The 24,129-nt window shown below is 70.0% G+C and carries 24 protein-coding genes, 1 tRNA gene and 1 pseudogene; 12 read left to right on the forward strand and 14 right to left on the reverse strand.

The window, feature by feature from the left end:
- Nucleotides 1-12: 12 nt before the first annotated feature.
- Both ACIP4X_RS11205 and nth read right to left on the reverse strand, forming a co-directional pair.
- A complete protein-coding gene (locus ACIP4X_RS11205) occupies nt 13-717 on the reverse strand; it encodes a CoA pyrophosphatase (protein WP_358733497.1) in 705 nt (234 codons plus the stop codon).
- Nucleotides 718-844: 127 nt separating this feature from the next.
- Nucleotides 845-1,870, reverse strand: coding sequence for an endonuclease III (nth, locus tag ACIP4X_RS11210; protein ID WP_358733499.1), 1,026 nt, complete (start codon nt 1,868-1,870; stop codon nt 845-847).
- A gap of 308 nt (nt 1,871-2,178) precedes the next feature.
- Between nth and ACIP4X_RS11215 the strand changes: the two genes are divergently transcribed.
- On the forward strand, nt 2,179-2,853 hold the full coding sequence (locus ACIP4X_RS11215) for a Crp/Fnr family transcriptional regulator (RefSeq protein ID WP_100568471.1): 675 nt from the start codon (nt 2,179-2,181) through the stop codon (nt 2,851-2,853).
- Nucleotides 2,854-2,941: 88 nt separating this feature from the next.
- Here ACIP4X_RS11215 and ACIP4X_RS11220 read toward each other — a convergent pair whose 3' ends face one another.
- The 4 genes from ACIP4X_RS11220 to ACIP4X_RS11235 form a co-directional block, all read right to left on the reverse strand.
- Complete coding sequence (locus tag ACIP4X_RS11220) at nt 2,942-3,772, reverse strand: MBL fold metallo-hydrolase (RefSeq protein ID WP_358733501.1); 831 nt, start codon at nt 3,770-3,772, stop codon at nt 2,942-2,944.
- A 43-nt stretch (nt 3,773-3,815) separates the two neighbouring features.
- Complete coding sequence (locus ACIP4X_RS11225) at nt 3,816-4,685, reverse strand: NUDIX hydrolase (protein ID WP_358733503.1); 870 nt, start codon at nt 4,683-4,685, stop codon at nt 3,816-3,818.
- Between the two features lie 70 nt (nt 4,686-4,755).
- Nucleotides 4,756-5,220: a RidA family protein gene (locus ACIP4X_RS11230; RefSeq protein WP_358733505.1), complete on the reverse strand. Its 465-nt coding sequence runs from the start codon at nt 5,218-5,220 to the stop codon at nt 4,756-4,758.
- Nucleotides 5,217-5,375, reverse strand: a complete 159-nt coding sequence (locus ACIP4X_RS11235; RefSeq protein ID WP_009189813.1) for a DUF4177 domain-containing protein — start codon at nt 5,373-5,375, stop codon at nt 5,217-5,219. Before ACIP4X_RS11235 ends, ACIP4X_RS11230 begins: the two co-directional genes overlap by 4 nt.
- Nucleotides 5,376-5,480: 105 nt before the next feature.
- On the opposite strand from ACIP4X_RS11235, the gene ACIP4X_RS11240 reads away from it, so the two are divergent.
- Nucleotides 5,481-6,458: an ArsA-related P-loop ATPase gene (locus ACIP4X_RS11240; RefSeq protein ID WP_358733507.1), complete on the forward strand. Its 978-nt coding sequence runs from the start codon at nt 5,481-5,483 to the stop codon at nt 6,456-6,458.
- Complete coding sequence (locus ACIP4X_RS11245) at nt 6,455-7,831, forward strand: ArsA family ATPase (protein ID WP_358733509.1); 1,377 nt, start codon at nt 6,455-6,457, stop codon at nt 7,829-7,831. The genes ACIP4X_RS11240 and ACIP4X_RS11245 overlap by 4 nt, the downstream gene beginning before the upstream one ends.
- A gap of 136 nt (nt 7,832-7,967) precedes the next feature.
- On the opposite strand, the gene ACIP4X_RS11250 is transcribed toward ACIP4X_RS11245, so the two are convergent.
- On the reverse strand, nt 7,968-8,306 hold the full coding sequence (locus ACIP4X_RS11250) for a WhiB family transcriptional regulator (RefSeq protein ID WP_172632898.1): 339 nt from the start codon (nt 8,304-8,306) through the stop codon (nt 7,968-7,970).
- A gap of 582 nt (nt 8,307-8,888) precedes the next feature.
- Here ACIP4X_RS11250 and ACIP4X_RS11255 point away from each other — a divergent pair.
- On the forward strand, nt 8,889-11,150 hold the full coding sequence (locus ACIP4X_RS11255) for a transglycosylase domain-containing protein (RefSeq protein ID WP_358733511.1): 2,262 nt from the start codon (nt 8,889-8,891) through the stop codon (nt 11,148-11,150).
- A gap of 101 nt (nt 11,151-11,251) precedes the next feature.
- Here ACIP4X_RS11255 and ACIP4X_RS11260 read toward each other — a convergent pair whose 3' ends face one another.
- Nucleotides 11,252-11,716: a GatB/YqeY domain-containing protein gene (locus ACIP4X_RS11260; RefSeq protein ID WP_358733513.1), complete on the reverse strand. Its 465-nt coding sequence runs from the start codon at nt 11,714-11,716 to the stop codon at nt 11,252-11,254.
- Between the two features lie 155 nt (nt 11,717-11,871).
- On the opposite strand from ACIP4X_RS11260, the gene ACIP4X_RS11265 reads away from it, so the two are divergent.
- The 3 genes from ACIP4X_RS11265 (at nt 11,872) to ACIP4X_RS11275 (ending at nt 13,858) form a co-directional block, all read left to right on the forward strand.
- Nucleotides 11,872-12,798, forward strand: coding sequence for a metallophosphoesterase (locus tag ACIP4X_RS11265; RefSeq protein WP_358733515.1), 927 nt, complete (start codon nt 11,872-11,874; stop codon nt 12,796-12,798).
- A gap of 119 nt (nt 12,799-12,917) precedes the next feature.
- A complete protein-coding gene (locus ACIP4X_RS11270) occupies nt 12,918-13,751 on the forward strand; it encodes a Pr6Pr family membrane protein (RefSeq protein WP_358733517.1) in 834 nt (277 codons plus the stop codon).
- Between the two features lie 33 nt (nt 13,752-13,784).
- A tRNA-Pro gene (locus ACIP4X_RS11275) sits at nt 13,785-13,858 on the forward strand.
- A 345-nt stretch (nt 13,859-14,203) separates the two neighbouring features.
- On the opposite strand, the pseudogene ACIP4X_RS11280 reads toward ACIP4X_RS11275, so the two are convergent.
- A pseudogene (locus tag ACIP4X_RS11280) lies at nt 14,204-14,534 on the reverse strand (LacI family transcriptional regulator); the annotation flags it as partial.
- 137 nt (nt 14,535-14,671) lie between these two features.
- Between ACIP4X_RS11280 and ACIP4X_RS11285 the strand changes: the two are divergent.
- The 3 genes from ACIP4X_RS11285 (at nt 14,672) to ACIP4X_RS11295 (ending at nt 17,994) form a co-directional block, all read left to right on the forward strand.
- Nucleotides 14,672-15,514: a hypothetical protein gene (locus ACIP4X_RS11285; protein WP_401347878.1), complete on the forward strand. Its 843-nt coding sequence runs from the start codon at nt 14,672-14,674 to the stop codon at nt 15,512-15,514.
- A gap of 432 nt (nt 15,515-15,946) precedes the next feature.
- Complete coding sequence (locus ACIP4X_RS11290) at nt 15,947-16,513, forward strand: Uma2 family endonuclease (RefSeq protein WP_326803423.1); 567 nt, start codon at nt 15,947-15,949, stop codon at nt 16,511-16,513.
- A 341-nt stretch (nt 16,514-16,854) separates the two neighbouring features.
- A complete protein-coding gene (locus ACIP4X_RS11295; protein WP_391458712.1) occupies nt 16,855-17,994 on the forward strand; it encodes a SpoIIE family protein phosphatase in 1,140 nt (379 codons plus the stop codon).
- A gap of 68 nt (nt 17,995-18,062) precedes the next feature.
- Here ACIP4X_RS11295 and ACIP4X_RS11300 read toward each other — a convergent pair whose 3' ends face one another.
- From ACIP4X_RS11300 to ACIP4X_RS11320, 5 genes are all read right to left on the reverse strand, one after another.
- Nucleotides 18,063-18,602: an EF-hand domain-containing protein gene (locus tag ACIP4X_RS11300; RefSeq protein ID WP_358736943.1), complete on the reverse strand. Its 540-nt coding sequence runs from the start codon at nt 18,600-18,602 to the stop codon at nt 18,063-18,065.
- A 33-nt stretch (nt 18,603-18,635) separates the two neighbouring features.
- Nucleotides 18,636-19,853: a sodium:calcium antiporter gene (locus tag ACIP4X_RS11305; protein WP_401347883.1), complete on the reverse strand. Its 1,218-nt coding sequence runs from the start codon at nt 19,851-19,853 to the stop codon at nt 18,636-18,638.
- A 142-nt stretch (nt 19,854-19,995) separates the two neighbouring features.
- Nucleotides 19,996-20,763, reverse strand: coding sequence for a TIGR03943 family putative permease subunit (locus ACIP4X_RS11310; RefSeq protein ID WP_391458707.1), 768 nt, complete (start codon nt 20,761-20,763; stop codon nt 19,996-19,998).
- The gene (locus ACIP4X_RS11315; protein WP_391458705.1) at nt 20,760-21,830 is read right to left on the reverse strand and encodes a permease; all 1,071 of its coding nucleotides are present in this window, start codon (nt 21,828-21,830) and stop codon (nt 20,760-20,762) included. The genes ACIP4X_RS11310 and ACIP4X_RS11315 overlap by 4 nt, the downstream gene beginning before the upstream one ends.
- A 62-nt stretch (nt 21,831-21,892) precedes the next feature.
- A complete protein-coding gene (locus tag ACIP4X_RS11320; RefSeq protein WP_391458703.1) occupies nt 21,893-22,357 on the reverse strand; it encodes an ATP-binding protein in 465 nt (154 codons plus the stop codon).
- A 156-nt stretch (nt 22,358-22,513) separates the two neighbouring features.
- On the opposite strand from ACIP4X_RS11320, the gene ACIP4X_RS11325 reads away from it, so the two are divergent.
- Both ACIP4X_RS11325 and ACIP4X_RS11330 read left to right on the forward strand, forming a co-directional pair.
- Complete coding sequence (locus ACIP4X_RS11325) at nt 22,514-23,428, forward strand: Scr1 family TA system antitoxin-like transcriptional regulator (RefSeq protein WP_391458701.1); 915 nt, start codon at nt 22,514-22,516, stop codon at nt 23,426-23,428.
- Nucleotides 23,391-23,525 (forward strand): DUF397 domain-containing protein, encoded by a 135-nt coding sequence (locus ACIP4X_RS11330; RefSeq protein WP_401348118.1) that lies wholly within the window; start codon nt 23,391-23,393, stop codon nt 23,523-23,525. Before ACIP4X_RS11325 ends, ACIP4X_RS11330 begins: the two co-directional genes overlap by 38 nt.
- Nucleotides 23,526-24,129: the final 604 nt, after the last annotated feature.

Here is a 24,129-nt window from a genome sequence, read left to right on the forward strand (position 1 = left end):
GTGCCCACCCTGTCACGACCCCCAGTCGAGCGGGACCTGCTTGTCGCGGTCCCAGGGCCGCTCCCAGCCCGCGTAGTGGAGCACGCGGTCGATGATCCCGGCGGTGAAACCCCACACAAGGGCCGATTCGACCAGGAATGCCGGGCCGCGGTGGCCGCTGGGATGGACGGTCGTGGCCCGGTTGTCGGGGTTCGTGAGATCCGCCACGGGCACGGTGAACACGCGTGCGGTCTCCGCCGGGTCGACGACGCCCACCGGGCTGGGCTCGCGCCACCAGCCGAGCACGGGCGTGACGACGAAGCCGCTGACCGGGATGTACAGCCGGGGCAGCGCGCCGAACAGCTGGACCCCGGCCGGTTCGAGCCCGGTCTCCTCCTCGGCCTCGCGCAGCGCGGCCCGCAGCGGGCCGTCGCCCTGCGGGTCGCCGTCCTCGGGGTCGAGCGCCCCGCCGGGGAACGACGGCTGGCCGGCGTGCGAGCGCAGCGAGCTCGCCCGCTCCATGAGCAGCAGCTCGGGTCCGCGCTCGGCCTCGCCGAAGAGGATCAGGACGGCGGACTGACGCCCCGCGCCGTCCTTCGGCGGCAGGAAGCGGCTCAGCTGGACCGGCCGGACCGTCTCGGCCACACGCGCGACCGGCTCGAGCCAGCCGGGCAGCCCTTCCCTGCTGAGCGCCACCGAGCCGCCCTGCGTCCCGCTCGCCTCACTGGCCCGCGTCATCGCCACCCCCGTTCCCCTCGCCGTCCTGCCCGCCGCACCGCTCGGGGTCCTGCCGTGCCCCGTGTCCGAGCTTCTCGGCGTCCCGCCGTGTCCAACGCCCGACGGCGCCGAGATCGTTCCGCCGGTGTCATCCGGCCCCCAGCGGCGGTGCCGGCCGGCCGCCCGCGTCCAGGTAGGACTGCGGGGGTTTGAGGCGCTGGCCGGGGAAGCCGCCCTTCTCGTACTTCAGCAGCTTCTTCGCCTTCTCCGGGTCCGTCTCGCCCTCGCCGTAGGCCGGGCAGAGCGGGGCGATCGGGCAGGCGCCGCACGCGGGCTTGCGGGCGTGGCAGATGCGGCGGCCGTGGAAGATCACACGGTGCGAGAGCATCGTCCAGTCGCTCTTGGGGAAGAGCGCGGCGACGGCGGCCTCGATCTTTTCGGGCTCGGTCTCCTCGGTCCACTCCCAGCGCCGCACCAGCCGCTGGAAGTGCGTGTCCACGGTCAGGCCGGGCCTGCCGAAGGCGTTGCCGAGGACCACGAAGGCGGTCTTGCGGCCGACGCCGGGGAGCTTGACGAGGTCCTCCAGCCGCCCCGGGACCTCGCCGCCGAACTCCTCCACCAGAGCGTTGGACAGGCCTATCACCGACTTGGTCTTGGCCCGGAAGAAGCCGGTGGGCCGGAGGATCTCCTCGACCTCCTCGGGGTTCGCGGCGGCGAGGTCCTCGGGGGTGGGGTACCTGGCGAACAGCCCGGGCGTGGTCTGGTTGACCCTGAGGTCCGTGGTCTGGGCCGACAGGACCGTGGCCACCAGGAGCTGGAAGGGGTTCTCGAAGTCCAGCTCGGGGTGGGCGTAGGGGTACACCTCGGCCAGCTCGCGGTTGATCCGGCGGGCCCGGCGGACGAGGGCCGCGCGCGACTCGTTCCTCGGCGGCTTCGGGGCGAGCGTCTTCACCGGCGCGGCCTTCTTGGCGGCGGCGGTGGCCTTCTTCGGCGCGACCGTCACCTTCTTCGGAGCCACGGCCTTCCTGACGGGGGCGGCGCTTCCGCCGGAGGCCGCACCCTTGGCGCGGGCAGCCTTCTTCTCGGACGCGGCGGGTGCGGCACCCTTCTCGGCTGCCGCGTTCTTCCCAGGTGCCGCCTTCTTCACCGGTGCCTTTTTCGCCGCTTTTGCCATGTTCGTTCCATCGTCGGGCCCTTGTTCGCCCACAGCGGAATCCTCACCTGCAACCACCCGTCCAGCCCCCTCGGCCTGCGCTCTCACCGGCGATTTGGACACCCGGCCAGCCTAAAGCCCAGCACCGACATCCGCTCCGGACCCCGGAGATCGGCCCCCGATTGGCCCCCTGCCGCGTAAGCGGGCACACCAGTGCGGCATCCTTGTGACAGATCACACTGTTTGGACCGTCCGGCAAAATGGGGAACACGGACCCCTGGCACACGGGGGAGCAAGATCCTCTGAGCAGGTCGACAAGGAGAGAACTCGTGGACGACGTTCTGCGGCGCAATCCGCTCTTCGCGGCGCTCGACGACGAGCAGGCCGCGGAGCTCCGCGCCTCCATGACGGAGGTGACACTCGCACGAGGCGACTCGTTGTTCCACGAGGGCGACCCGGGCGACCGGCTCTACGTGGTCACCGAGGGCAAGGTCAAGCTGCACCGCACGTCCCCGGACGGCCGCGAGAACATGCTGGCCGTCGTCGGTCCCGGCGAGCTCATCGGCGAGCTGTCGCTGTTCGACCCCGGCCCGCGCACCGCGACCGCGACCGCGCTGACCGAGGTCAAGATGCTCGCCCTCGGCCACGGCGACCTCCAGCCCTGGCTGAACGTGCGGCCCGAGGTGGCAGGCGCCCTGCTGCGCGCCGTCGCCCGGCGCCTGCGCAAGACCAACGACCAGATGTCGGACCTGGTCTTCTCCGACGTCCCGGGCCGTGTCGCCCGTGCCCTGCTGGACCTCTCCCGCCGCTTCGGCGTGCAGTCCGAGGAAGGCATCCACGTGGTGCACGACCTCACGCAGGAGGAGCTGGCCCAGCTGGTCGGCGCCTCCCGTGAGACCGTGAACAAGGCCCTGGCCGACTTCGCCCAGCGCGGCTGGCTCCGCCTGGAGGCCCGTGCGGTGATCCTGCTCGACGTGGAGCGCCTCGCGAAGCGCTCGCGCTGACCCGTTCCCGCGGTCCTCGAAGGCCCCGTTCCCAGCCCGGGACGGGGCCTTCGCCGTCGGCAGGAGTACCGGGGCTCGCCGGCGGCCGTCAGATGAGTCCGTGCCCCCGCAGGTACTCCAGCTGGGCGCGCACCGACAGCTCGGCGGCCGGCCACAGGGAGCGGTCCACGTCGGCGTACACGTGCGCGACGACCTGGGACGGGGACCGGTGGCCGGCCTCGACGGCCGTCTCGACCTGGGCGAGCCGGTGGGCCCGGTGGGCGAGATAGAACTCGACGGCCCCCTGGGCGTCCTCCAGGACGGGTCCGTGGCCGGGCAGGACCGTGTGGACGCCGTCGTCGACCGTGAGGGACCTGAGCCGCCGCAGCGAGTCCAGGTAGTCGCCGAGACGGCCGTCGGGGTGCGCGACGACGGTCGTGCCGCGGCCCAGGATGGTGTCGCCGGTGAGCACGGCGCGGTCGGCCGGCAGGTGGAAGCACAGGGAGTCGGCGGTGTGGCCCGGGGTCGGCACGACTCTCAGCTCCAGCCCGCCCACCTTGATCACGTCCCCCGCGCCCAGGCCCTCGTCGCCCAGCCGCAGGGCCGGATCGAGCGCACGCACGCGCGTACGGGTCAGCTCGGCGAAGCGGGCGGCGCCCTCGGCGTGGTCGGGGTGGCCGTGCGTCAGCAGGGTCAGCGCGATCCGCTTGCCCGCCCCCTCGGCGGTGGCGGTCACCCGGGCCAGGTGGCCCTCGTCCAGCGGCCCCGGGTCGATCACGACGGCCAGGTCGGAGTCCGGCTCCGAGACGATCCAGGTGTTGGTGCCGTCCAGGGTCATGGGGGACGCGTTCGGCGCGAGGACGTTGACGGCCCGCGCGGTGGCGGGGCCGGCCAGTGCACCGCCCCGGGGCTGTCCGGGCAGCGCTGCTGCGTCCGTCATGCGAGGGGGCCTTCCTGGACGTCGGTCGGACGGGAGCGGCGGCTCACGCGCGCGCCGTGCCGCTCGGGACGTGCTTGGTGAACTCGTCGTGCCCCGGCCAGGTCAGGACCACCTCGCCCTCGACCAGGCGGGCCCGGGCGAGCACGGGGGTCAGATCGCGGGACCGTGCGGCGGTGAGCGCCTCCGCGGGGCTGGCGCAGGGCATCAGCTGGCGCAGGGTGGCGATGGTGGGCGGCATCATCAGCAGCTCGCCCCGGTCGTAGGCGGCCGCCGCCTCCACGGGCCTGATCCACACCGTGCGGTCGGCCTCCGTGGAGGCGTTCCGGGTCCGCTGGCCCTCGGGAAGCGCCGCCACGAAGAACCAGGTGTCGTAGCGGCGGGGCTCGAACTCGGGCGTGATCCAGCGAGTCCAGGCGCCCAGCAGGTCCGAGCGCAGGACGAGGCCCCTGCGGTCCAGGAACTCCGCGAACGACAGCTCGCGGGCGACCAGGGCGGCGCGGTCGGCCTCCCAGTCGGCACCCGTGGTGTCGCCGACGACACTGTCCTCACTGGGCCCGGCGAGCAGGACGCCGGCCTCCTCGTACGTCTCGCGGACGGCCGCGCAGACGATCGCCTGGGCCGCCTTCTCGTCCACGCCCAGGCGATCGGCCCACCACGCGCGCGAGGGACCCGCCCAGCGCACGTGGTGGTCGTCGTCACGGGGATCGACGCCCCCGCCCGGGTACGCGTACGCGCCTCCGGCGAAGGCCATGGAGGCGCGTCTGCGCAGCATGTGCACCGCGGGGCCGGATCCGGTCTCCCTCAGGAGCATGACGGTGGCCGCGCGCTTCGGCGTCACCGGTGTGAGGGTGCCGTCCGTGAGCGCGCGGATACGGTCCGGCCAGTCCGGGGGAAACCACTGCCCATTCGCCATGGGCGGAGGCTATCCCCTGGTGAGCGAATGTTCGAGAGGTGGCCGAGGTCAGAGCCCGTTCCGGGCTCGCCTACGGCTCCAGCTCGACCTGGATCTCCACCTCCACGGGCGCGTCCAGCGGCAGCACCGCGACGCCGACCGCGCTGCGCGCGTGCACGCCCTTCTCCCCGAGGACCTCGGCCAGCAGCTCGCTGGCGCCGTTGACGACCCCGGGCTGGCCGGTGAAGTCCGCCGCCGAGGCGACGAAGCCCACGACCTTCACCACGCGCGCGACACGGTCCAGATCGCCCGCGACGGACTTGACGGCCGCCAGGGCGTTGAGCGCGCAGGTGCGCGCCAGGTCCTTGGCCTCCTCCGGGGTGACCTCCAGGCCCACCTTGCCGGTGACCGGGAGCTTGCCGTCCACCATCGGCAGCTGGCCGGCCGTGTAGACGTACACGCCGGACCGCACGGCCGGCTGGTAGGCGGCCAGCGGCGGCACGACCTCCGGCAGCCTCAGGCCCAGCTCCGCCAGCCTCGCCTCGACCGCGCTCATGCCTGCTTCTCCCGCTTCAGGTAGGCCACCAGCTGCTCGGGGTTCGGTCCGGGCACGACCTGGACGAGCTCCCAGCCGTCCTCGCCCCAGGTGTCCAGAATCTGCTTCGTGGCATGGACGAGCAGCGGCACGGTTGCGTATTCCCACTTGGTCATGAGCCGACTGTATCCGCTGCCTCCGGCGGCCCACGCGGCCCACTACGGCGCGGTTGTCCACAGCCTCCCGCGTGACCCGAGCGCGAACTGGTTAGTCTCGAATACGTGAGCAGGCTCCAGGTCGTCAGCGGCAAGGGCGGGACCGGAAAGACGACGGTCGCCGCCGCCCTCGCGCTGGCCCTGGCCACGGAGGGGAAGCGGACGCTCCTCGTCGAGGTCGAGGGCCGGCAGGGCATCGCACAGGTCTTCGAAACAGAGGCGCTGCCCTACGAGGAACGGAAGATCGCCGTCGCTCCCGGGGGCGGGGAGGTGTACGCGCTGGCCATAGACCCCGAACTGGCCCTGCTGGACTACCTCCAGATGTTCTACAAGCTGGGCGGTGCCGGCCGGGCCCTGAAGAAGCTCGGCGCCATCGACTTCGCCACCACCATCGCGCCCGGACTCAGGGACGTCCTGCTGACCGGCAAGGCGTGCGAGGCGGTACGGCGCAAGGACCGCGACGGCCGGTTCGTCTACGACTACGTGATCATGGACGCGCCGCCCACCGGGCGCATCACCCGCTTCCTCAACGTCAACGACGAGGTGGCGGGCCTGGCGAAGATCGGCCCGATACACAATCAGGCCCAGGCGGTGATGCGGGTGCTGAAGTCACCCGAGACGGCCGTCCACCTGGTGGCGCTGCTGGAGGAGATGCCGGTCCAGGAGACCGTCGACGGCATCGCCGAACTGCGCTCCGCGCGGCTGCCGGTGGGCCGCATCATCGTGAACATGGTGCGCCCGCAGGTGCTGGACGCCGACGACCTGGACCTCGTACGGACCGCTTCGCGCACCGCGCTCGCCCGGTCGCTGTCCTCCGCCGGGCTCGGCGGGGCACGGCGCGGCCAGAACGCGGAGCGGCTGGTGGGTCCGCTGCTGGAGCAGGCCGAGGAGTACGCCGAGCGTTACACGCTGGAGGAGGAGCAGCGGTCCGTGCTGAGCGAGCTGGGTCTGCCCCTGCACGAACTGCCGCTGCTCGCCGAGGGCATGGACCTGGCGGGCCTGTACGAACTGGCGACCGAGCTGCGGAAGCAGGGGATGTCATGAGCCCGGACCCGGCACCCGAGCGGGAGGCCGCGCGCACCTCCGCCCACGCGTACGACGGCGCCCGCCGTCTGGCACCCACGCGCGTGCTGGAGATCGACCCGCTGCTCGACGACCCGGCGACGCGCATCGTGGTGTGCTGCGGCTCGGGCGGGGTCGGCAAGACCACCACCGCGGCGGCCCTCGGCCTGCGCGCCGCCGAACGCGGCCGCAAGGTGGTCGTCCTGACCATCGACCCGGCCCGCCGGCTCGCCCAGTCCATGGGCATCGACTCCCTGGACAACGTCCCGCGCCGGGTGAAGGGCACCGAGGGCGAGGGCGAGCTGCACGCCATGATGCTCGACATGAAGCGCACCTTCGACGAGGTCGTCGAGGCGCACGCGGATTCCGAGCGGGCGGCCGCGATCCTGGCCAACCCCTTCTACCAGTCGCTCTCCGCGGGCTTCGCCGGCACGCAGGAGTACATGGCGATGGAGAAGCTGGGCCAGTTGCGGGCCCGGGACGAGTGGGACCTCATCGTCGTCGACACCCCGCCCTCCCGCTCCGCCCTGGACTTCCTGGACGCGCCCAAGCGGCTCGGCTCCTTCCTCGACGGCCGGCTGATCCGGCTGCTGACCGCCCCGGCGAAGCTGGGCGGGCGCGCGGGGATGAAATTCCTGAACGTCGGGATGTCGATGATGACCGGCACGCTCGGCAAGCTGCTGGGCGGTCAGCTGCTCAAGGACGTCCAGACGTTCGTGGCCGCGATGGACACGACCTTCGGCGGCTTCCGGACCCGCGCGGACGCCACGTACAAGCTGCTCCAGGCACCGGGAACCGCGTTCCTGGTGGTCGCGGCCCCGGAGCGGGACGCGCTGCGCGAGGCCGCGTACTTCGTGGAGCGGCTGGCCGCGGAGAAGATGCCGCTGGCCGGTCTGGTGCTCAACCGGGTGCACGGCAGCGGAGCCGGCGAGCTGTCGGCCGAGCGGGCGCTCGCCGCCGCGGAAAATCTTGAGGACTCCCGCATTGTGGATCAGCGGGACGGGAAAGCTGGACTTCGTAACTCTCCCGAAACGTACGGCAGTTCAGACTCTCCCGCTGCTCATCCCGATTCCGGCGCACCTCCCGCGGACCCCGAGGCGCCCGCCGACGACGACTTCGCGCCGGAGCCGTCCGTCGACCAGGTCACCGCGGGTCTGCTGAGGCTGCATGCCGAGCGCATGCAGCTGCTCTCCCGTGAGCAGCGCACGCGTGACCGCTTCGCCGCCCGGCATCCCGAGGTGGCGGTGGCCGAAGTGGCCGCGCTGCCCGGGGACGTGCACGACCTCACGGGGCTGCGGGACATCGGAAACCGGCTCGCGGAACACCGCCACGAGCTGCCCGACCCGGGCGCCTGACACGCGCCCGACGGGTCTTCCGCTGTCCCTCCCCGCGGCGGGACAGCCCGGGACAGCCACCGAAACACACGGACAACCGCAGACCGCCCGCGAAGCCGCTTCGACCGCCCAGGAGGGACGAGGTCCCAGCCCGACGTCAGCCCACCGCCGCGTAGTCCTCGTACACCTGGTCGTCGGCGAGCGACACCAGTCCCGCCCCCCGCTCGTACTCCATGCGCGCGGTCTCCAGCAGCCGGCGCCAGGAGGTCACGGTCGGCCGCCGGCGCAGCAATGCGCGACGCTCACGCTCCGTCATGCCTCCCCAGACGCCGAACTCGACACGGTTGTCGAGCGCGTCCGCGAGGCATTCGGTGCGAACCGGGCATCCGGTGCACACCGCCTTGGCCCTGTTCTGCGCTGCTCCCTGAACGAACAGTTCATCCGGATCAGTAGTGCGGCAGGCCGCCTGCGCACTCCAGTCGGTAACCCAGCCCATACCGGCGCCGTCCTCTCCCGAATCGAGGCTCCCCCACGGCGGCAGCGGCATATTCACCGCCGCCAGTTGAGGACGTTACGGAAGGTGGGCACGGCGCAACACCCCCAGCGGGCCCAATCTTGAATGGTCCGAACGGACTATGGGTAAGCGGCAGATCACCCGGGGGAGTGAGCTGGCGACATGCGCGGCATTCCCGGCACAGTGAGGTATTTGCCGCGTGCCGCAATGGTCACCGGATGACACACAGGGGGAATTCGGGCACCCGTCCCACCCGCCCCGGTCGCGCCCTCTCGACACCTCCCGGACCACCCGGCCAAAAAAGCCGAACGGAGCCGGAACGTTTCGGAGCTGCCGGACGTATGGATACGTGGCCGTACCGCTGTGACAGTCGAGAGCAGCTTAGGCCAAGGCATATACGCGTGTCCGGCGAATGAGAACACAGGCCGGCTCGCCGCCTCGGCCAAGCTTCGCGGCACCGGCGCACCCCGCCCGCCGGCCCCCGGATGTCACGATCCTGCATTCGAACATTCCGAGACGCCCTGCTCCGTCGGAACGCTCATCACTACGGATTAGGCTGCCCCCATGCCAAAGAAGCGCTCGGGCGGTGGTCTGTCGCCAACGCAGCAGGCCGCGAAGTTCCTCGGTGTCAGTGTGCTCGCGGGAGCCGTGATGGCGGGCATCGCTCTGCCCGCGGCCGGCGCGCTGGGCCTGGCCGCCAAGGGATCGGCCACGGGGTTCGACGACATCCCCGCCAACCTCAAGCGTCCGCCGCTCAGCCAGCGGACCACGATCCTGGACCGCCAGGGCAACCAGATCGCCCAGGTCTACTCCCGCGACCGTACGGTGGTCGAACTGAAGGACATCTCGCCGTACATGCAGAAGGCGATCGTCGCGATCGAGGACTCCCGCTTCTACGAGCACGGCGCGATCGACCTGAAGGGCGTGCTCCGCGCGCTCAACAAGAACGCGCAGAGCGGCGGGGTCTCCGAGGGCGCCTCCACACTCACCCAGCAGTACGTCAAGAACGTCTTCGTCGAGGAGGCCGGCGACGACCCGACGAAGGTCGCGGAGGCCACCCAGCAGACCATCGGCCGCAAGGTCAAGGAACTGAAGTTCGCGATCCAGGTCGAACAGGACCTGGGCAAGCACAAGATCCTCGCGAACTACCTCAACATCACGTACTTCGGGCAGCAGGCCTACGGCGTCGAGGCCGCCTCCCAGCGCTACTTCTCCAAGCACGCCAAGGACCTGACCCTGCCCGAGGCGGCGCTCCTCGCCGGCATCGTCCAGTCGCCGAGCCGCTTCGACCCCGTCAACGACGAGGCCGAGGCCACCAAGCGGCGCAACGTCGTGCTCCAGCGGATGGCCAGCGTCGGCGACATCTCGCAGGCGGAGGCCGACAAGGCCACGAAGGAGCCGCTGGGCCTGAAGGTCACCCAGCCGCGCAACGGCTGCATCACGGCGGTCAAGGGCGCCGGCTTCTTCTGCAAGTACGTCGAGCGGATCTTCCTCAACGACCCGGTCTTCGGCAAGACCCGCCAGCAGCGCGCCAAGATCTGGAACCAGGGCGGTCTGACCATCCGCACAACGCTGGACCCGCAGGCCCAGCAGTCCGTGCAGGACTCGCTGAAGAAGCACGTCTACCAGTCCGACTCGGTCGCGGGCGCGGCGGTGCTGGTCGAGCCCGGCACCGGCAAGGTCCTCGCGATGGGCCAGTCCAAGCCGTACGGCTACGGCAAGAACGAGACCGAGATCAACTACTCGGTCGGCAGCGACCTGGGCGGCTCGAACTACGGCTTCCCGACCGGTTCGACGTTCAAGCCGTTCGTGGCGGCGGCAGCGCTGGAGCAGGGCAGGCCGCCGACGCAGGAGTACTCGTCGCCGTACGAGATGCCGTACCCGCAGCCCGTGCAGACGTGCAGCGGCAAGCCCTGGATGAACCAGGCGAACGAGAAGGTCCCGAACGAGAGCAAGTCGGAGGTAGGCCCGTACCAGCTGAAGGAGGCGATGGCCAAGTCGGTCAACACCTACTTCGTGCAGATGGTCGCCGACATCGGCCTCTGCCCGTTGATGCAGATCGTCGACAAGCTGCACGTGGTGCAGGGCAGCGGCGACAAGCTGCCCGAGGTGCCCGCGATCTCGCTCGGCTCCAAGGGCATCTCCCCGCTGACGATGGCGAGCGCCTACGCGGCCTTCGCCACCCGCGGCACGTACTGCACGCCGGTCGCCATCGAGTCGATCACACAGAAGGTCGGCGGCCAGGAGAAGCCGCTCGCGGTGCCGAAGTCGACCTGCACGCGGGCCATGTCCGAGACGACCGCGGACACCGTCAACACGCTGCTCCAGGGCGTGATCGACTCCGGTACGGGTTCGCAGGCGGGCCTGTCCGACCGCGCCAACGCGGGCAAGACGGGTACGACGGACGAGCGCAGGAACGCGTGGTTCGTCGGCTACACGCCGAACCTGTCGGGCGCGGTGTGGGTGGGCAGCGCCTCCCAGACCGTCAAGATGATCAACATCAACATCGGCGGGGTCTTCAACCCCCTCGTCTACGGCGGTCAGGTGCCCGGCCCGATCTGGCGTGACGCGATGACCGGCGCCCTCGCCGGCAAGGAGGCCCCGGCCTTCAACCTCGTCGACATCCCGGACGCGCCCAAGAACCAGGACAAGCACAACGGCAGGGACCGGGGCGACGGCCACGGGAACGGCGGCGACAACGGCGGCCCCGGCGACAACAACGGCGGCGTCCCGAACCCGTCCATCTCCCTCCCGAACGGCTTCTTCCAGGGCCAGAACGGCGGAGGACCGCGGGGCAACGGCAACGGAGGCCGGGGACACGGCTGACGGACAGGCGGCGGGGGCGCGTCCCCCGCCGCCGCCACGACGAAGGGGCGCCGGCGGATGGCCGGCGCCCCTTCGTCGTACGTGCCCTCGAACCGGCCGGGTCAGCCGGCCAGAAGCCTCTTCACCACTGCGGCGACGCGGCCGCCCTCGGCCTGGCCCGCGACCTTGGGGTTCACGATCTTCATGACCGCGCCCATGGCCCGCGGCCCCTCCGCACCGGCGGCCTTCGCCTCCTGCACGGCCTGGGCGACGATCCGCTCCAGCTCCTCGTCGGACATCTGCTGGGGCAGGTACGTGGCGAGCAGCTCGCCCTCCGCCTTCTCCCGCTCGGCCGACTCCGCACGACCACCCTGCGCGAAGGCCTCGGCCGCCTCGCGGCGCTTCTTGGCCTCCTTGGTGATCACCTTGAGGACCTCGTCGTCGGAGAGCTCGCGCTTCTCCTTGCCCGCGACCTCCTCCTTGGTGATCGCGGCGAGCGTCAGCCGGAGCGTCGAGGAGCGGAGCTCGTCACGCTCCTTGATCGCGGCGTTGAGGTCATCGTGCAGCTTCGACTTGAGCGTGGTCATGGGTCCGATTGTCGCAGGTACGGCAAGGCACTCGCGCGCCGATTTACGGCGCCCCGGAAAAGCGCCGATCTCCGGGCGTGGCGCGCCCGTTGGCCCCACGGCCGGGACCACCGGGCGATTTCCACCGGACGGCACCGGCCTGAGACGATGGACGCATGCGCGCGCGATACGGAGTACCCCTGGGCATCACGGCGGTCGCGGCCGCCGGTCTCCTCTACTCGGCGGGGTTCGAAGCCCGCTCCTTCCGCCTGAGGCGGGTGACGGTCCCGGTCCTGCCCTCCGGCATGCGCCCCCTGCGGATCCTTCAGGTCTCCGACATCCACATGGTCGGCGGCCAGCGCAAGAAGCAGCGCTGGCTGCGCTCGCTCGCGGGACTGCGGCCCGACTTCGTGATCAACACCGGCGACAACCTGTCCGATCCGGAGGGCGTTCCGGAGGTCCTCGACGCCCTCGGCCCGCTGATGGACTTCCCGGGCGCGTACGTCTTCGGGTCCAACGACTACTACGGCCCCAAGCTGCGCAACCCGGCCCGGTACCTGCTGGAGAAGACCAGCGGCCGGCACGGTCTGAACGGCAACGCGCCCGCCGTGGGGGTGATCCACAACCCGTGGGAGGACCTGCGCGACGGCTTCGACGCGGCCGGCTGGCTCAACCTGACGAACACCCGCGGCACCCTCAAGCTGGAGGGCCTCTCGGTGGAGCTGACAGGCCTGGACGACCCGCACATCAAGCGGGACCGCTACACGCGGGTGGCGGGCGGCCCGTCCACCGAGGCGGACTTCTCGATGGGCGTGGTGCACGCCCCGTACCTGCGCGTCCTGGACGCCTTCACGGCCGACGACTACCCCCTGGTCCTGGCCGGTCACACCCACGGCGGCCAGCTCTGCATCCCCTTCTACGGCGCCCTGGTCACCAACTGCGACCTGGACACCGACCGGGTGAAGGGCCTGTCCACCCACACCGCCGAGGGTCGCACGTCCTACCTGCACGTCTCGGCCGGCTGCGGCACCAACCGCTACACCCCGGTCCGCTTCGCCTGCCCCCCGGAGGCGACGCTGCTGACGCTGGTGGAACGGCAGTGACGGGGTAGGGGCGGGGGGCGGTTTCCGCCGCACGGCAATGCCTGGCGCCGGGCGGCATTCTGTCACCCACACGGACTACCCGAATCGCCCCCTATGTCCGCCCTCCCTACCGTGAGGGCATGGCCGCCGAGACCCCCGAACCACCCGATGTGCCGGAGATACCTCCGACGCCTTTCATACCTCGGGACATACCGGAGCTCCCCGTGATCCCGGGCATCGTCAAGCTGATGCCCTCCTCCTTCGTCCCCCCGGCCGCCGTCATGGCGCCCACCCGCCACCTCGGGGCGGCGGCCTGCCGCCTCCTCACCGCCGCGGCGATCGCGGCCGCGGTGGCCGTGGAACTGCACCTCGGCTCCCCGGCCCGCGTCCTGAGCACGTTCGCGATCCAGAGCAGCATCCTTCTCGCCCTGGTCCTCTGTCTCTCTGCCCGCAGGGCCCGGACGGCCCGCCGGCCGCTGCCGGCCTGGCTGACCGGAGCGACCGTGCTCTACGCCGTGATCACGGCGGTCGTGCACCACGCGCTGCTGACCCGGACCTCGCCGGCGTTCTCGATCACGGGCGAGCCAGGCATCCATCCGCTCTGGCAGAGGACGGCCACGCTGATCCTGCTGACGGCGGCCCCGGTCGCCGCGCTCCTGGACTGGCTCCTGCTCACCGAGCCCGACCGCCTCCATCTGCACCAGGCCGCGCCGTGGCTGCTCTACCCCCTGGCCTACCTGGCCTTCTCCCTCGCCCGCGGCGAACTGCTCCCCGCCGACGCCCCCGACCGCTATCTGCACCCCTTCCTGGACGTCTCCCAGCACGGCTACAAGCACGTCCTCGCCAGCGCGCTCCTCCTGGGCCTCGCCTTCTACGCCCTGGCCCTGCTCCTCGTGGCCGTCGACCACACCCGCCCGAACCCGATCCGCCGCCGCGCCAAAACCGGATTTCGCCTCTGGCCACCGGTGGGCTAAAGTAAACGTCGTCGCCGCGACAAGCAGCGACATCGGGGTGTGGCGCAGCTTGGCAGCGCGCTTCGTTCGGGACGAAGAGGTCGTGGGTTCAAATCCCGCCACCCCGACGCCGTAGTACCAGGTCAGGGGCCTGATCCGCTTCGCGGGTCGGGCCCCTGAGTGGTTCCTGGGGTCATTTTGGGAAAGAAAGCGGCGCTGCCCAGGCCCGCCGCACGCGCTGTCGCGCGATACCTTGCCGATCGCCGTGCCTACCCGGTTCTCGACGTCGTTGACGTGCTTGCAGTGCTCGCCCAGCCTGGCCTCCTGCAGACCCAGAGCACTTCCGCTCCGACCTCGTACGGTCTGGCGGAACGTCCGCCGATGTGATCACTTCAGCGGTGCTTGACCGAGCCCGAGGTTCCTCTCTCCCTGAACGCCCGGGGCGTGCAGCCCCAGGTATTCCGCAACCATGCCTATGCGCCCATGCGTCGCCTCTGCAGCAAGGTGTCCAACACGCGCACCGGTGACATGGGCATATAGTCAGGCGATCCTCGACTGCAGCCTCCCACTGCTCGGTCAAACCAAGCATGAGGCGCCTGCGCATGCCTGAGGTGACGGGGGCGTAGCGAGCGGAGACGGAACTGTCGACGTGGTCCATGCGCTCGTCCATGAGGACCTTCTCGGTGCCGAGGTCCTCCATCACGGTCCGGTGGGTGTGGCGAAGCCATGGGAGGTGAGGCTCTTGGCGATCGGCAGCCAGCAGGTATCGGCCCGCTCACCGGCGCAACGCCCTCGCGCTGGCACACGCTGACCACGTCCTTCAGGAGTGTCAGTGGTCGAACGGGGCGAAGCACAAAGCAACGTTGGCGGCCAGCCACTGTCACTGCTCGCCCTTACCCTCAACTGCGCATCCCCCGAAAGCACGTGAGAGGCCGCTCGACATGGTCAACGACGACGACATGTCCCCCGAAGTGCAGCGCATGCTTCAAGAAGCGCAGGCCATGATGACCGACGAGGTCATGGAGGAGACCCTTCGCAGCAAGGCCGGCGCGGACCCCAGCCACCTGGCCACATTGCTGGACCTCGTAGCGATCGGCATCACCAACGGCGCCTGGCGGAACAGCTGCATCGAGAACTGGCACGCCGAGGGCCGACTGTCGGACGGCGACATGATGCGCATCAACAGCTACACCACGGATGCCATACGTCGGCGCCTGAAGGGTTGGTGCATCGAGTCGGGGATCACTTCGGCGAACAGCACCGCACTGGCGAGGACCGACGCGGAGGACGTGGACGTCCTTGCCGGTCGTCTCTTCCGATGGCTGACGAATGCTGAGCGCAGGCTCCCCACCGGAATGACTCTCGGCGAACTGGCTCGCTCCAGGGAAGACCTCGAAGAGTACGAGGACCACGCGGATCGGGTCCTCGGCGGCTTTACCGGACAGATGGAGGACAAGGGCGTCCGATTCGGTCTGCTGCGCACCGCCTGCCACGGTGCCCTGGCCTGCTCCCGGTGGTGGGCGCATCCCGCATGGCCCGACCGCGTCGAACGCTTCATTCGCGTCCTTGACGATGCGACCGACTCTCATTGGGGTTCCAACGGTGAGCGGAAGAAGAAACTGGGCGCCGAGCCGCCCTCCGTGCAAGACCGTGACGTTATGCGTGCCGCGCTGCTGGAGAGCCCGTGGAAACTCGATCCCATGGCCGCTGAGTGGATCGTGGATGCCGGGATCGGCCACATGACGCCCGAAACGGGGCTGCCGGCCGCAACCGCATCCGATTAGAAGTTGCAGTAGGCATCGAGTCTGGAAGCCATTTGGGGGCCGACGCGCTCCCGAAGCTCCTCCCACTCAGAAGCGCTCCGCCCAGGTAGACGGTCACGATGCTGTCGAGGAGATCAACGTCCATGCCGTCGGGTCCCTTGATGGCCTAGACCGATCCCCGGAAGCTCTGGGCTACGGGCTGGCTGGGGTGTGGGCGGACGCTGTGACGGGCCGACGCAGGTCCACCCTGACGGCTCCCAGTGCGGCGACCGCAGCGAGGCAGCGCAGGCCGCCGCTGATCAGCGGCGCAGCTCCGGAGGTGGCGTCGCCCACAAGGCCGGCACGCATGTTGCCGATGTCCGATAGCCCTGAGGCAGAGTGCACGACGGGCTGGAGACAGTACGCTGAACCGAGCGGGATCGGGCCCGCCGCACAGTGTCCGGGAGGTGCTTCATGACGGCCGAGATGGTGGCCCCGGCGTGGATGCACGAGCAGATCACGGCGGAGGAGTACGAGTCCTGGTCCGAGGAGCAGTGCGCCGGCATCGAGATCGTTGACGGGATGGTCGTCGTGAGCCCGAGTGCGTCCAAGCGGCACAACCGGCTGGCCCGGATCCTGGCAAACGCCCTGGATGCCGCCGCGGGGCCGGACTGGAACGCGGACACGGACTTCGACGTCCGGCTCCAGGACGTCCCGCTGACCAATCGCCGCCCGGACATCGTGGTGTACCGCGCGGACACGATCGACGTCACGCCCACCCGGCCCGAGCACGTACTGCTGGTGGCGGAGGTGGTATCACCGGGCTCGGAGACCACCGACCGGGTCGTGAAGGTCGACCAGTACGCCAAGGCAGGCATCGGCTTCTACTGGCGGATTGAGCAGGCCGCGACAGGTGTTCCTCTGGTGTACACCTACGTGCTCGACCCTGCGACGAAGACCTACCGGGACGGGGACGTGTTCACCGGCGTCCTCAAGGTCACGGCCCCCTTCCCGGTGCAGATCGACCTCGGGCAGATCTGACCCACGTGCTGCCGAGTGGTCCGCTGTGCGTGGGCGGACGGTGCCGCGCAGGGCATCACTGAGAAGGCCGCGCGACACCTGTCACGGGCTCTGACCAGACAGATCCGCCCAGCGGAGTCATTCGGGACGAAGAGGTCGTGGGTTCAAATCCCGCCCCCCCGACAGCCGAGGCAGCAGATCAGGCAGGTACTGGATTCAGTACCTGCCTGATCTGTTTCCGCCTGCGTGCCAATCTGTCCTCCTGTGGTAAGTGCAGGTCATCGGTCGATGGGGAGCCGGCCCGCGCGCGGTCTTGAAGACCGTCGTGGCGCAAGCCACGGTAGCGGTGCAGTGTGGAAGGCGTGGACGCCAGGCAGGGACGTGTGGATCTCGGGCAGCCGTGGCAGCCGAGCCAGCTGCTGCTGCTGATTCCTGTCGTGCTCATCGTTGTGATCACTGCTGCGGACATCGCTACTGGGCCAGAAATCGTTCTCGGCCCCCTGCTGGTGGTCGCGCCCACGCTCACCGCGTGGTTCGCGGGCCCCTGGACAACGGCCGGGATCGGGGTCCTGGCCATGGCGGGCGAGGCGGCCAACGGCTGGTACGCCGGAAGCGTGTCTTCGCGGAACGTGATGGTGGAGGTGATCGCTATCGCGGTGATCACCTCGTTGATCGTGGTCCTATGTGCGGTGCGCGACCGGCACGCACGCCAGATGGCCCGGGTTCGATCGGTTGCCGAGGCCGCCCAGCAGGTGGTGATGTGGCCGTTGCCGAGGCGGCTCGGCCCGCTGCGGCTCGCCTGTGTCTATCTGGCTGCCGAGGAGGGGGCCGCTATCGGTGGCGACCTGTATGCCGCCACCCGCACCGGCAGCGCGGCCCGCCTGATGATCGGCGACGTGCGGGGCAAGGGCCTGCCCGCCATCGGCGAGGCCGCCCTCCTGCTTGGCGCCTTCCGCGAGGCCGCCCACCAGCAGGCCTCCCTGCCCAAGCTGGCCGCTTCCCTGGAACGGAGCATGACCCGCTACCTCGCCGACTTCGAACCGGAGGGCGAGGCGGGAGAACGCTTCGTGACCGCTCTTCTGGTCGAGATCGCCGACAACGAGGCCCTGGTCCGCATGACCAGCTGCGGTCACCCGGCACCGCTGCTGCTCGGCCCGGACAACACCATCCACGTGCCCCGCCTCCACCCCGCGCCCCCACTTGGCGTCGGCGTCACGGATCCCGACAACCACGTCGTCGATGTCATGCCCTTCGGCCTTGGGGACACGCTGGTCCTGCACACCGACGGTGTCATCGAAGCCCGTGACCACAACGGCGCCTTCTACCCGTTCGCAGAACGCGCAGCCCAGTGGACCGACCACCCTCCCGAGGTGCTGCTCCAGCACATCGAACGCGACCTGCTCGCCCACACCGGCGGACGCCTCGGCGACGACGTCGCCCTCCTCGCCATCCACCGGGCCGATATCCCCCATGACGAAGCCGACAGCCGTAGCAACAGGTGAGGCACCCACTGGGTTCAGTAGGTGCCTCGCTTGTTTCCGGCAGTGGGGCCCGTGTGTCGGCGGGCGGGTCAGTGTCCGAGCAGGGGGACGTCGATCTCGCCCAGGTGGTAGGCGCGGAGGGCCTGGACCAGGTCGTCGGCGGAGAGTTGGTCGGCGCCGTTGGTCTGCATCTGGCGGAACGCGTCGGACGGGTCGATGTTCTCGACTCCCATGGCGTCCAGCCAGGTCTTGAACTCGGTCGGGCTGATCTGGTCGTCGTCGTCCACGTCCGTCAGCTCGATCATGGCCTGGACGGTGGGCTTGACGGCCTTCCCGAAGTCCGGGCTGCCGTTCTCCAGGACGTGTTCCTCGACGATGTCGTGGAACTGCTCGGGGGTCAGCCGGCCGTTCTCCTTGTCGGTCCCGGCCTTGCCGGCGAAGAAGTTCCACATGCCCAGGTAGGCGTCGCTCAGCGCGCGGCTCCTCGGGGAGTCGGGGGCTTCACCGAAGGCCCGCAGGATGCGCTTGGACTCGGCGTCGAAGTCGGACCTGTCGATGCGGCCGTCGCCGTTCACGTCCCAGCTGTCGAAGCGCTGCTTGATCCGGTCGCGCTGCACGGAAGTGGTCATCTCGGGATCTCCAGGTGGTTCGGGCACGAACCGTCACAGTATCGACACTTTCGGCGATGACGGGTCGTGCGCGTATTGCCAACCGAGTGATACGGGGCCGGCCTGGGCGTGCGCGCCCGGGACCACCGGTGCCTCGATGCCCGGTCGCCGTGCGTCGTCGTCGGAGCCCGGGGCGTCGTCGACGGGAACCAGCCCGAACACGGAGAAGCTGATGGCCCAGTAGGCGGTGTAGGCCACAAGGAGCACCGCGCCGTGCCAGCGCCTGAGGTGCCCGGTGAGCAGTGTGTAGGCGGCGAACCCGTTGATCGCCACAAGGGCCGGCAGGTGCCAGCTGAAGATCTCCGGGGTGATCACGAGCGCGCCACCGGCCAGGGCGATGATGCCCACCTTCGCGGTCACCGAGAACACGACACTGCCGATGACGTTGCCGACACCGATCGAGGGCGCGCCCCGCCGGGCCGGCTCCGCGGTCAGGAAGATGTCCTCCAGGGAGAGCACCAGCGTCGCGATCGTCGCCCCGAAAACGGTGCCGCTGATCGCGAACCTCTCCAGGATGCCCTCGGTTCCCTTCGTCATGATCCAGGCGCCGACGACGATCCCGGTCAGCGCGAGGAGCGCCAGAACGAGCAGCAGCCACCCCGGCCGGTTGGCCGACTTCGCCGCGCCGACCCGGCCGGTCTCGTAGAGGCCACCGGAGCCATGGCCCCGGTCCCCGCTGCCACCACCCGCGACCTCGGCCGCCCCGGCGGCGACGCCGACGAGTTCGGGGCTGTCCACCGCTTCGAGTACTTCCGCGCTTCTGAACGTCGGCACCGCCCGACGCGACTCGCGGTAGGCGATGTAGGCGACGAACACCACGAACAGCAGGACGAGAACGATCGCGAAGACGGTCCCCAACTCACCGAGCAGCGCCGGCCCGATCAGGATCAGCGGAGAGACCGCGAACAACGCGATGTAGTCCTTGGGGACCTCCACCCGGCAGGGCGCGACGAGGGCGGCGATCGCGAGCACCAGGCCCGACAGCGAGATGACGGTTCCGAAGACGACGCCGAGCGCGACGTCCTCCAGGCCCTCGACGTTGAGCACCACACCGAAGGCGAGGTCGTCGAACTCGATCCCGGTGAACACGATGGCCAGCAGGAACAGCGAGATCGCCAGGCCGCGCGCGGCCCCGACCAGGTAGGTGATCAGCTTCTCGGCGCTGTAGATCAGCAGCGCCACTCCGGCGGCGAAGACGAGAATGGACGTCATCCGATTGCTCCCCCTTGAGCAGAACGGACTGGCCAGGCCCCGTGGGGCCTGGCCAGCGCCAATCAATCGGAAGCTAGCAGGGATGAGGGCGAGTGACAGCCGGGCGCACTGGTGCACACGGGCCCCAGGGCGTGCGCCCACCTCATCTGGTGGGGGTGAGCGGCAGCGCGTCGGTGTACGCGTTCGCCGGCTTGGCCACCTTCTTCACGGAGCGGGCGTCGAGCGCCGCGGGCGCGGAGCTCGTGCCCAGCGTGCCGCCGGGGTGCCAGGTGCCCGCGACGGCCACCCAGGTGTTGGCCGGCGGGGCCGGGGTGCCGTGGATCCGCACCTTCACGGACTGGGCGTCCGCCGCGCAGCAGGAGATGATGATCCGGTTCAGGGTCCAGCTCCCACCCTGCCGGCCGGAGGTGACGAAGCCGGTCAACCGGACCGTACGCCCCTCGATGGCCCGTGTGCGGTCCTGCTGCACACGGCGGGTGAAGTCCGAGAGCGTCAGCGGGAGCGGCGAGGTCGCGGGCAGCGGGTCGAAGTCGTCCTCGTGCGTGATGGCCTTGGGCGGCTGGCGGGAGGCGGTGTACGCGCCGAGCGCGGGCGGGGCGTAGAACAGCAGGCTCAGCGCCGGGAGGAACAACAGCCACGCGGCGCGGGGTGTGCCGGAGTGGTGGTGCCCGTGACCGCCGTCGTCGTGGTCGTCGTGGTCGTCGTGGTCCGTGTGTGCGTCGTCCTCGCGTCGTCGCGCGTACGACACCGCTTCCGCCACGCCGAGCAGGATCAGCAGGGCGCCGGAGGCGATGAGCAGCGAGCGCATCCCCTCGTTGACGTACCGCAGGTACAGGTCGGTGAACAGGGACACGCGCAGCAGGCCGACGCCGCTGAGGACGAGCAAGGTCATCTGGAGTGGCCGTCTCACAGCAGTGCTCCTCCGACCAACGCGCTGAACACAACCGCCACGACCACCGTGGCGGCGGAGAACCGGACCGCGAAGGCCCGGCCGAAGGTCCCCGCCTGAAGGGCGATCAGCTTCATGTCGACCATCGGGCCGACGACCATGAACGCCAGCCGCGCGACCGGCGAGAACCCGGTCAGTGAGGCCGCCACGAACGCGTCCGCCTCCGAACACACCGCCAGCACGATCGCCAGCCCGGCCAGGAAGAGCACCGACAGCCAGGGCGAACCGGAGAACGCGTCCAGCACGGAGCGAGGCACCGCGACATTGAACGTGGCCGCCGCCATCGCACCCACCACCAGGAAACCGCCCGCGTGCAGGAAGTCGTGCTGGAAGCCGGTCCGGAACTCCCGCCACCGGCTGCCGCCCGCCTGGTGCCCGCCGTGCCGCACGGCCGGCCGCAGCCACTCGGCCCGTCCCAGCCAGAGCCACAGCCAGCCCATCGCCAGCGCCGTGCCCAGCGAGGCCAGCAGCCGGGCGGCGACCATGGCCGGCTGCCCCGGGAAGGCCACCGCGGTGGCCGTCAGCACCACCGGGTTGATCGCGGGCGCCGACAGCAGGAACGCGAACGCGGCCGCCGGTGTGACGCCCCGCCCGATCAGGCGGTTCGCCACCGGCACCGACGCGCACTCGCAGCCCGGCAGCACGGCTCCCGCGACGCCCGCCACCGGCACGGCGAGCACCGGCCGGCTCGGCAACACACGGCTGAACACCGTCGCCGGCACGAACGCGTTGATGGCACCGGACAGGGCCGTACCCAGCAGAAGGAAGGGCAGCGCCTGAACGGTCACGGCGAGACAGACGGTCCGCCACGCCTCCATCGCCGGTGTCTCCATCCACCGGCCGCCGAGGTAGAGCACCGTGCCGGGAACGACGGCCGCCCCCAGCAGCAGGAGCGGCCAGTGCCTGGGCCAGCCGGCAGCCGCGTCGTCCCCCGCCGCCCCGTCCGCGTCCCCGTCCCCGTCCACGTCCACGTCCCCGTCCGCGTCCGCGGTCCCGGCCTCCCCGACCCGCTCTTCTGATCTCTGCATGCCGCGCCCCACCTGTCGGATGTCCCTGTCAACATAGCGGGCCCCGAACTGACGAGCGGCGCTCAACCGGCCTCGCTGGAAAGGCAGCCGACCTCGGCCCAGACCGTCTTGCCCACAGGGTGACGAGGTGTCCAGCCCCAGCGCAGGGCCAGGGCGTCCACCAGGAGCAGGCCGCGGCCCGACTCGCCGTCGGGGTGGGCCGAAGGGGCGGTCGCCGGAGGGTGTTTGGCCGACGCGTCCGCCACCTCGACGCGCATCAGGCCCGCCGTCGCGTCCAGGGCGAGCCCGAGAGCGAACTCATGGCCCGGCGCCCGGCCGTGCCGTACGGCGTTCGCCACGAGTTCGCCGACCACGAGCGCGATCGCGCACGACGTGTCCGAGTCCGGCGGATACCCCCACTCCTCCATGTGCCGCACGGCCAGGCGCCGGGCCAGCCTCGCGCCTCGCGGGGTCGCGGCGAACTGGGCCGCGAAGTGACGGGAGTCGGGCGCTACGCCCTCTTCCGGTGTGGTCGTTCCTGCCAGCACGGCCTGTCTTCCTTCCCGCACAGTGCACGAGTCATCACGTTCCGTACTCAAGAGTCGTCCGCCGGCCCTACGCTCGGAAGACGGCCCAGCCTTACCTTTCAGCTCGTAAGAAACGGAAGTAACGCCTTGGCCAAGGGAATCGACCCCAGTACGTCCATGGCGGCGCTGTTCGGTGCACGGGTGCGCAGACTCCGCACGGCGGCCGGACTCACCCAGGCCGAACTCGGCGCCAGGACCCATGTGGTGAGCACCCGGATCACCCAGATCGAGCGCGCCTCCGGGGCCAAGCCCACCCTGGAACTGGCCCGCGCCCTCGACGCCGCCCTCGACGCGGACAACCTGCTCGTCGAGTTGTGGCCTTACGTGTACCGGGAGGCGTTCCCCGACTGGTCGAGGGCGTTCATGGCCCATTCGGAGAGGGCGGTGTTCGTCGGGGAGTACGCGGCACATGTGGTGCCCGGCCTCCTGCAGACCGAGGAGTACGCGCGGGCCGTCCTGAGCGTCGGCCTGACACTCAGCGGTGAGGCGCAGTTGGAGGAAAGGCTCACTGCGCGCATGGGTCGGCAGAAACGGCTCGACTCAGCCGATCGCCCGGTGCTCTGGGTCGTCCTCGACGAGGCCGTACTGAGGCGTCCGATCGGCGGCCCGGCAGTGATGCGCGGACAGTTGGAGCGACTGCTCGAAGCCGCGGCGCAACCTCATGTCACGGTGCAGGTACTGCCGTTCGACCAAGGCGAACACGACGTAATGGGCGGCTCGTTGACCATTCTCGCGCTGCCCGACGAAACGGAGATCGCCTACACGGAAGGCGCCCACTACGGCCAACTCGTCGAGGATCCGGCCGAGGTCGGAACGTTCTCCTTGTCCTACGATCGGCTACGGGCAGCTGCCCTGCCCCCGCTCATGTCGCTCGGCATGATCCGATCCGTGATGGAGGGCAACCACCGTGGAACGAATGTCCCGTCCCGATCTGCATGGCGCCGCGTGGCGCAAGAGCAGCTACAGCAATCAGGAGGGTGGCAACTGCGTGGAGGTGGCCGACGCGTTCCCCGGCATCGTCCCCGTTCGTGACAGCAAGGTCCCGGACGGGCCCTCGCTGGTCTTCGGCGCCGGCTCCTGGGGCTCGTTCATACGCGACCTGAAGTCCGGCGCCACCGCAGCGAACTGACGCAAGGCACTGATCAGTGAATTCGGTGACCGAAAGAGATCTCGGTCACCGAATTCATTTATGACCTGCAATTCTCACGCTCCTCCCACAATCCTGTCGAACGTTCGCACTCTCTCCACAAACAGTCGACGCATGCCCGCAGCCTGCGGCATCATGAGACCTGATCGCGATCAAAACGATGTTGTAGGCCGGAAAATATCCGGACATCAGAGGCAGGCGAACGGAACTTTCACGTGGCGCACCCCACTGTGGAATGTCAAGCGGTTCGACCGGAATACCCAGTCGGGTTGCCCGGGGCATCTGGAAAGTGGTTCCATCACGGCTGACCGCGGTGACTGGGAGTCACAATGCGGCTCTGTGTCGAATTCCCGAACGTTTTGTGATCGTCAATCGGGCGCCGCAAGGACAAGAATCAGGAGGGAGCAACGTGGGTTGCTCGCACGCCGTGGGATGCCCCCTTTTCCCCCTGCTCAGGGCGAGCTTGCAGGGTTGGCGCGACTACTACTGCGACAGCACGGACCAGTGGCACGACTGTGCGCGCTACCAGTTGTCGCTCACCGGCGAGCGCGTGCCGATCAGTCTGCTGCCCAACGGAGCGACGGCA

Source organism: Streptomyces sp. NPDC088817, assembly GCF_044750345.1.
Taxonomy (GTDB): Bacteria; Actinomycetota; Actinomycetes; order Streptomycetales; family Streptomycetaceae; genus Streptomyces.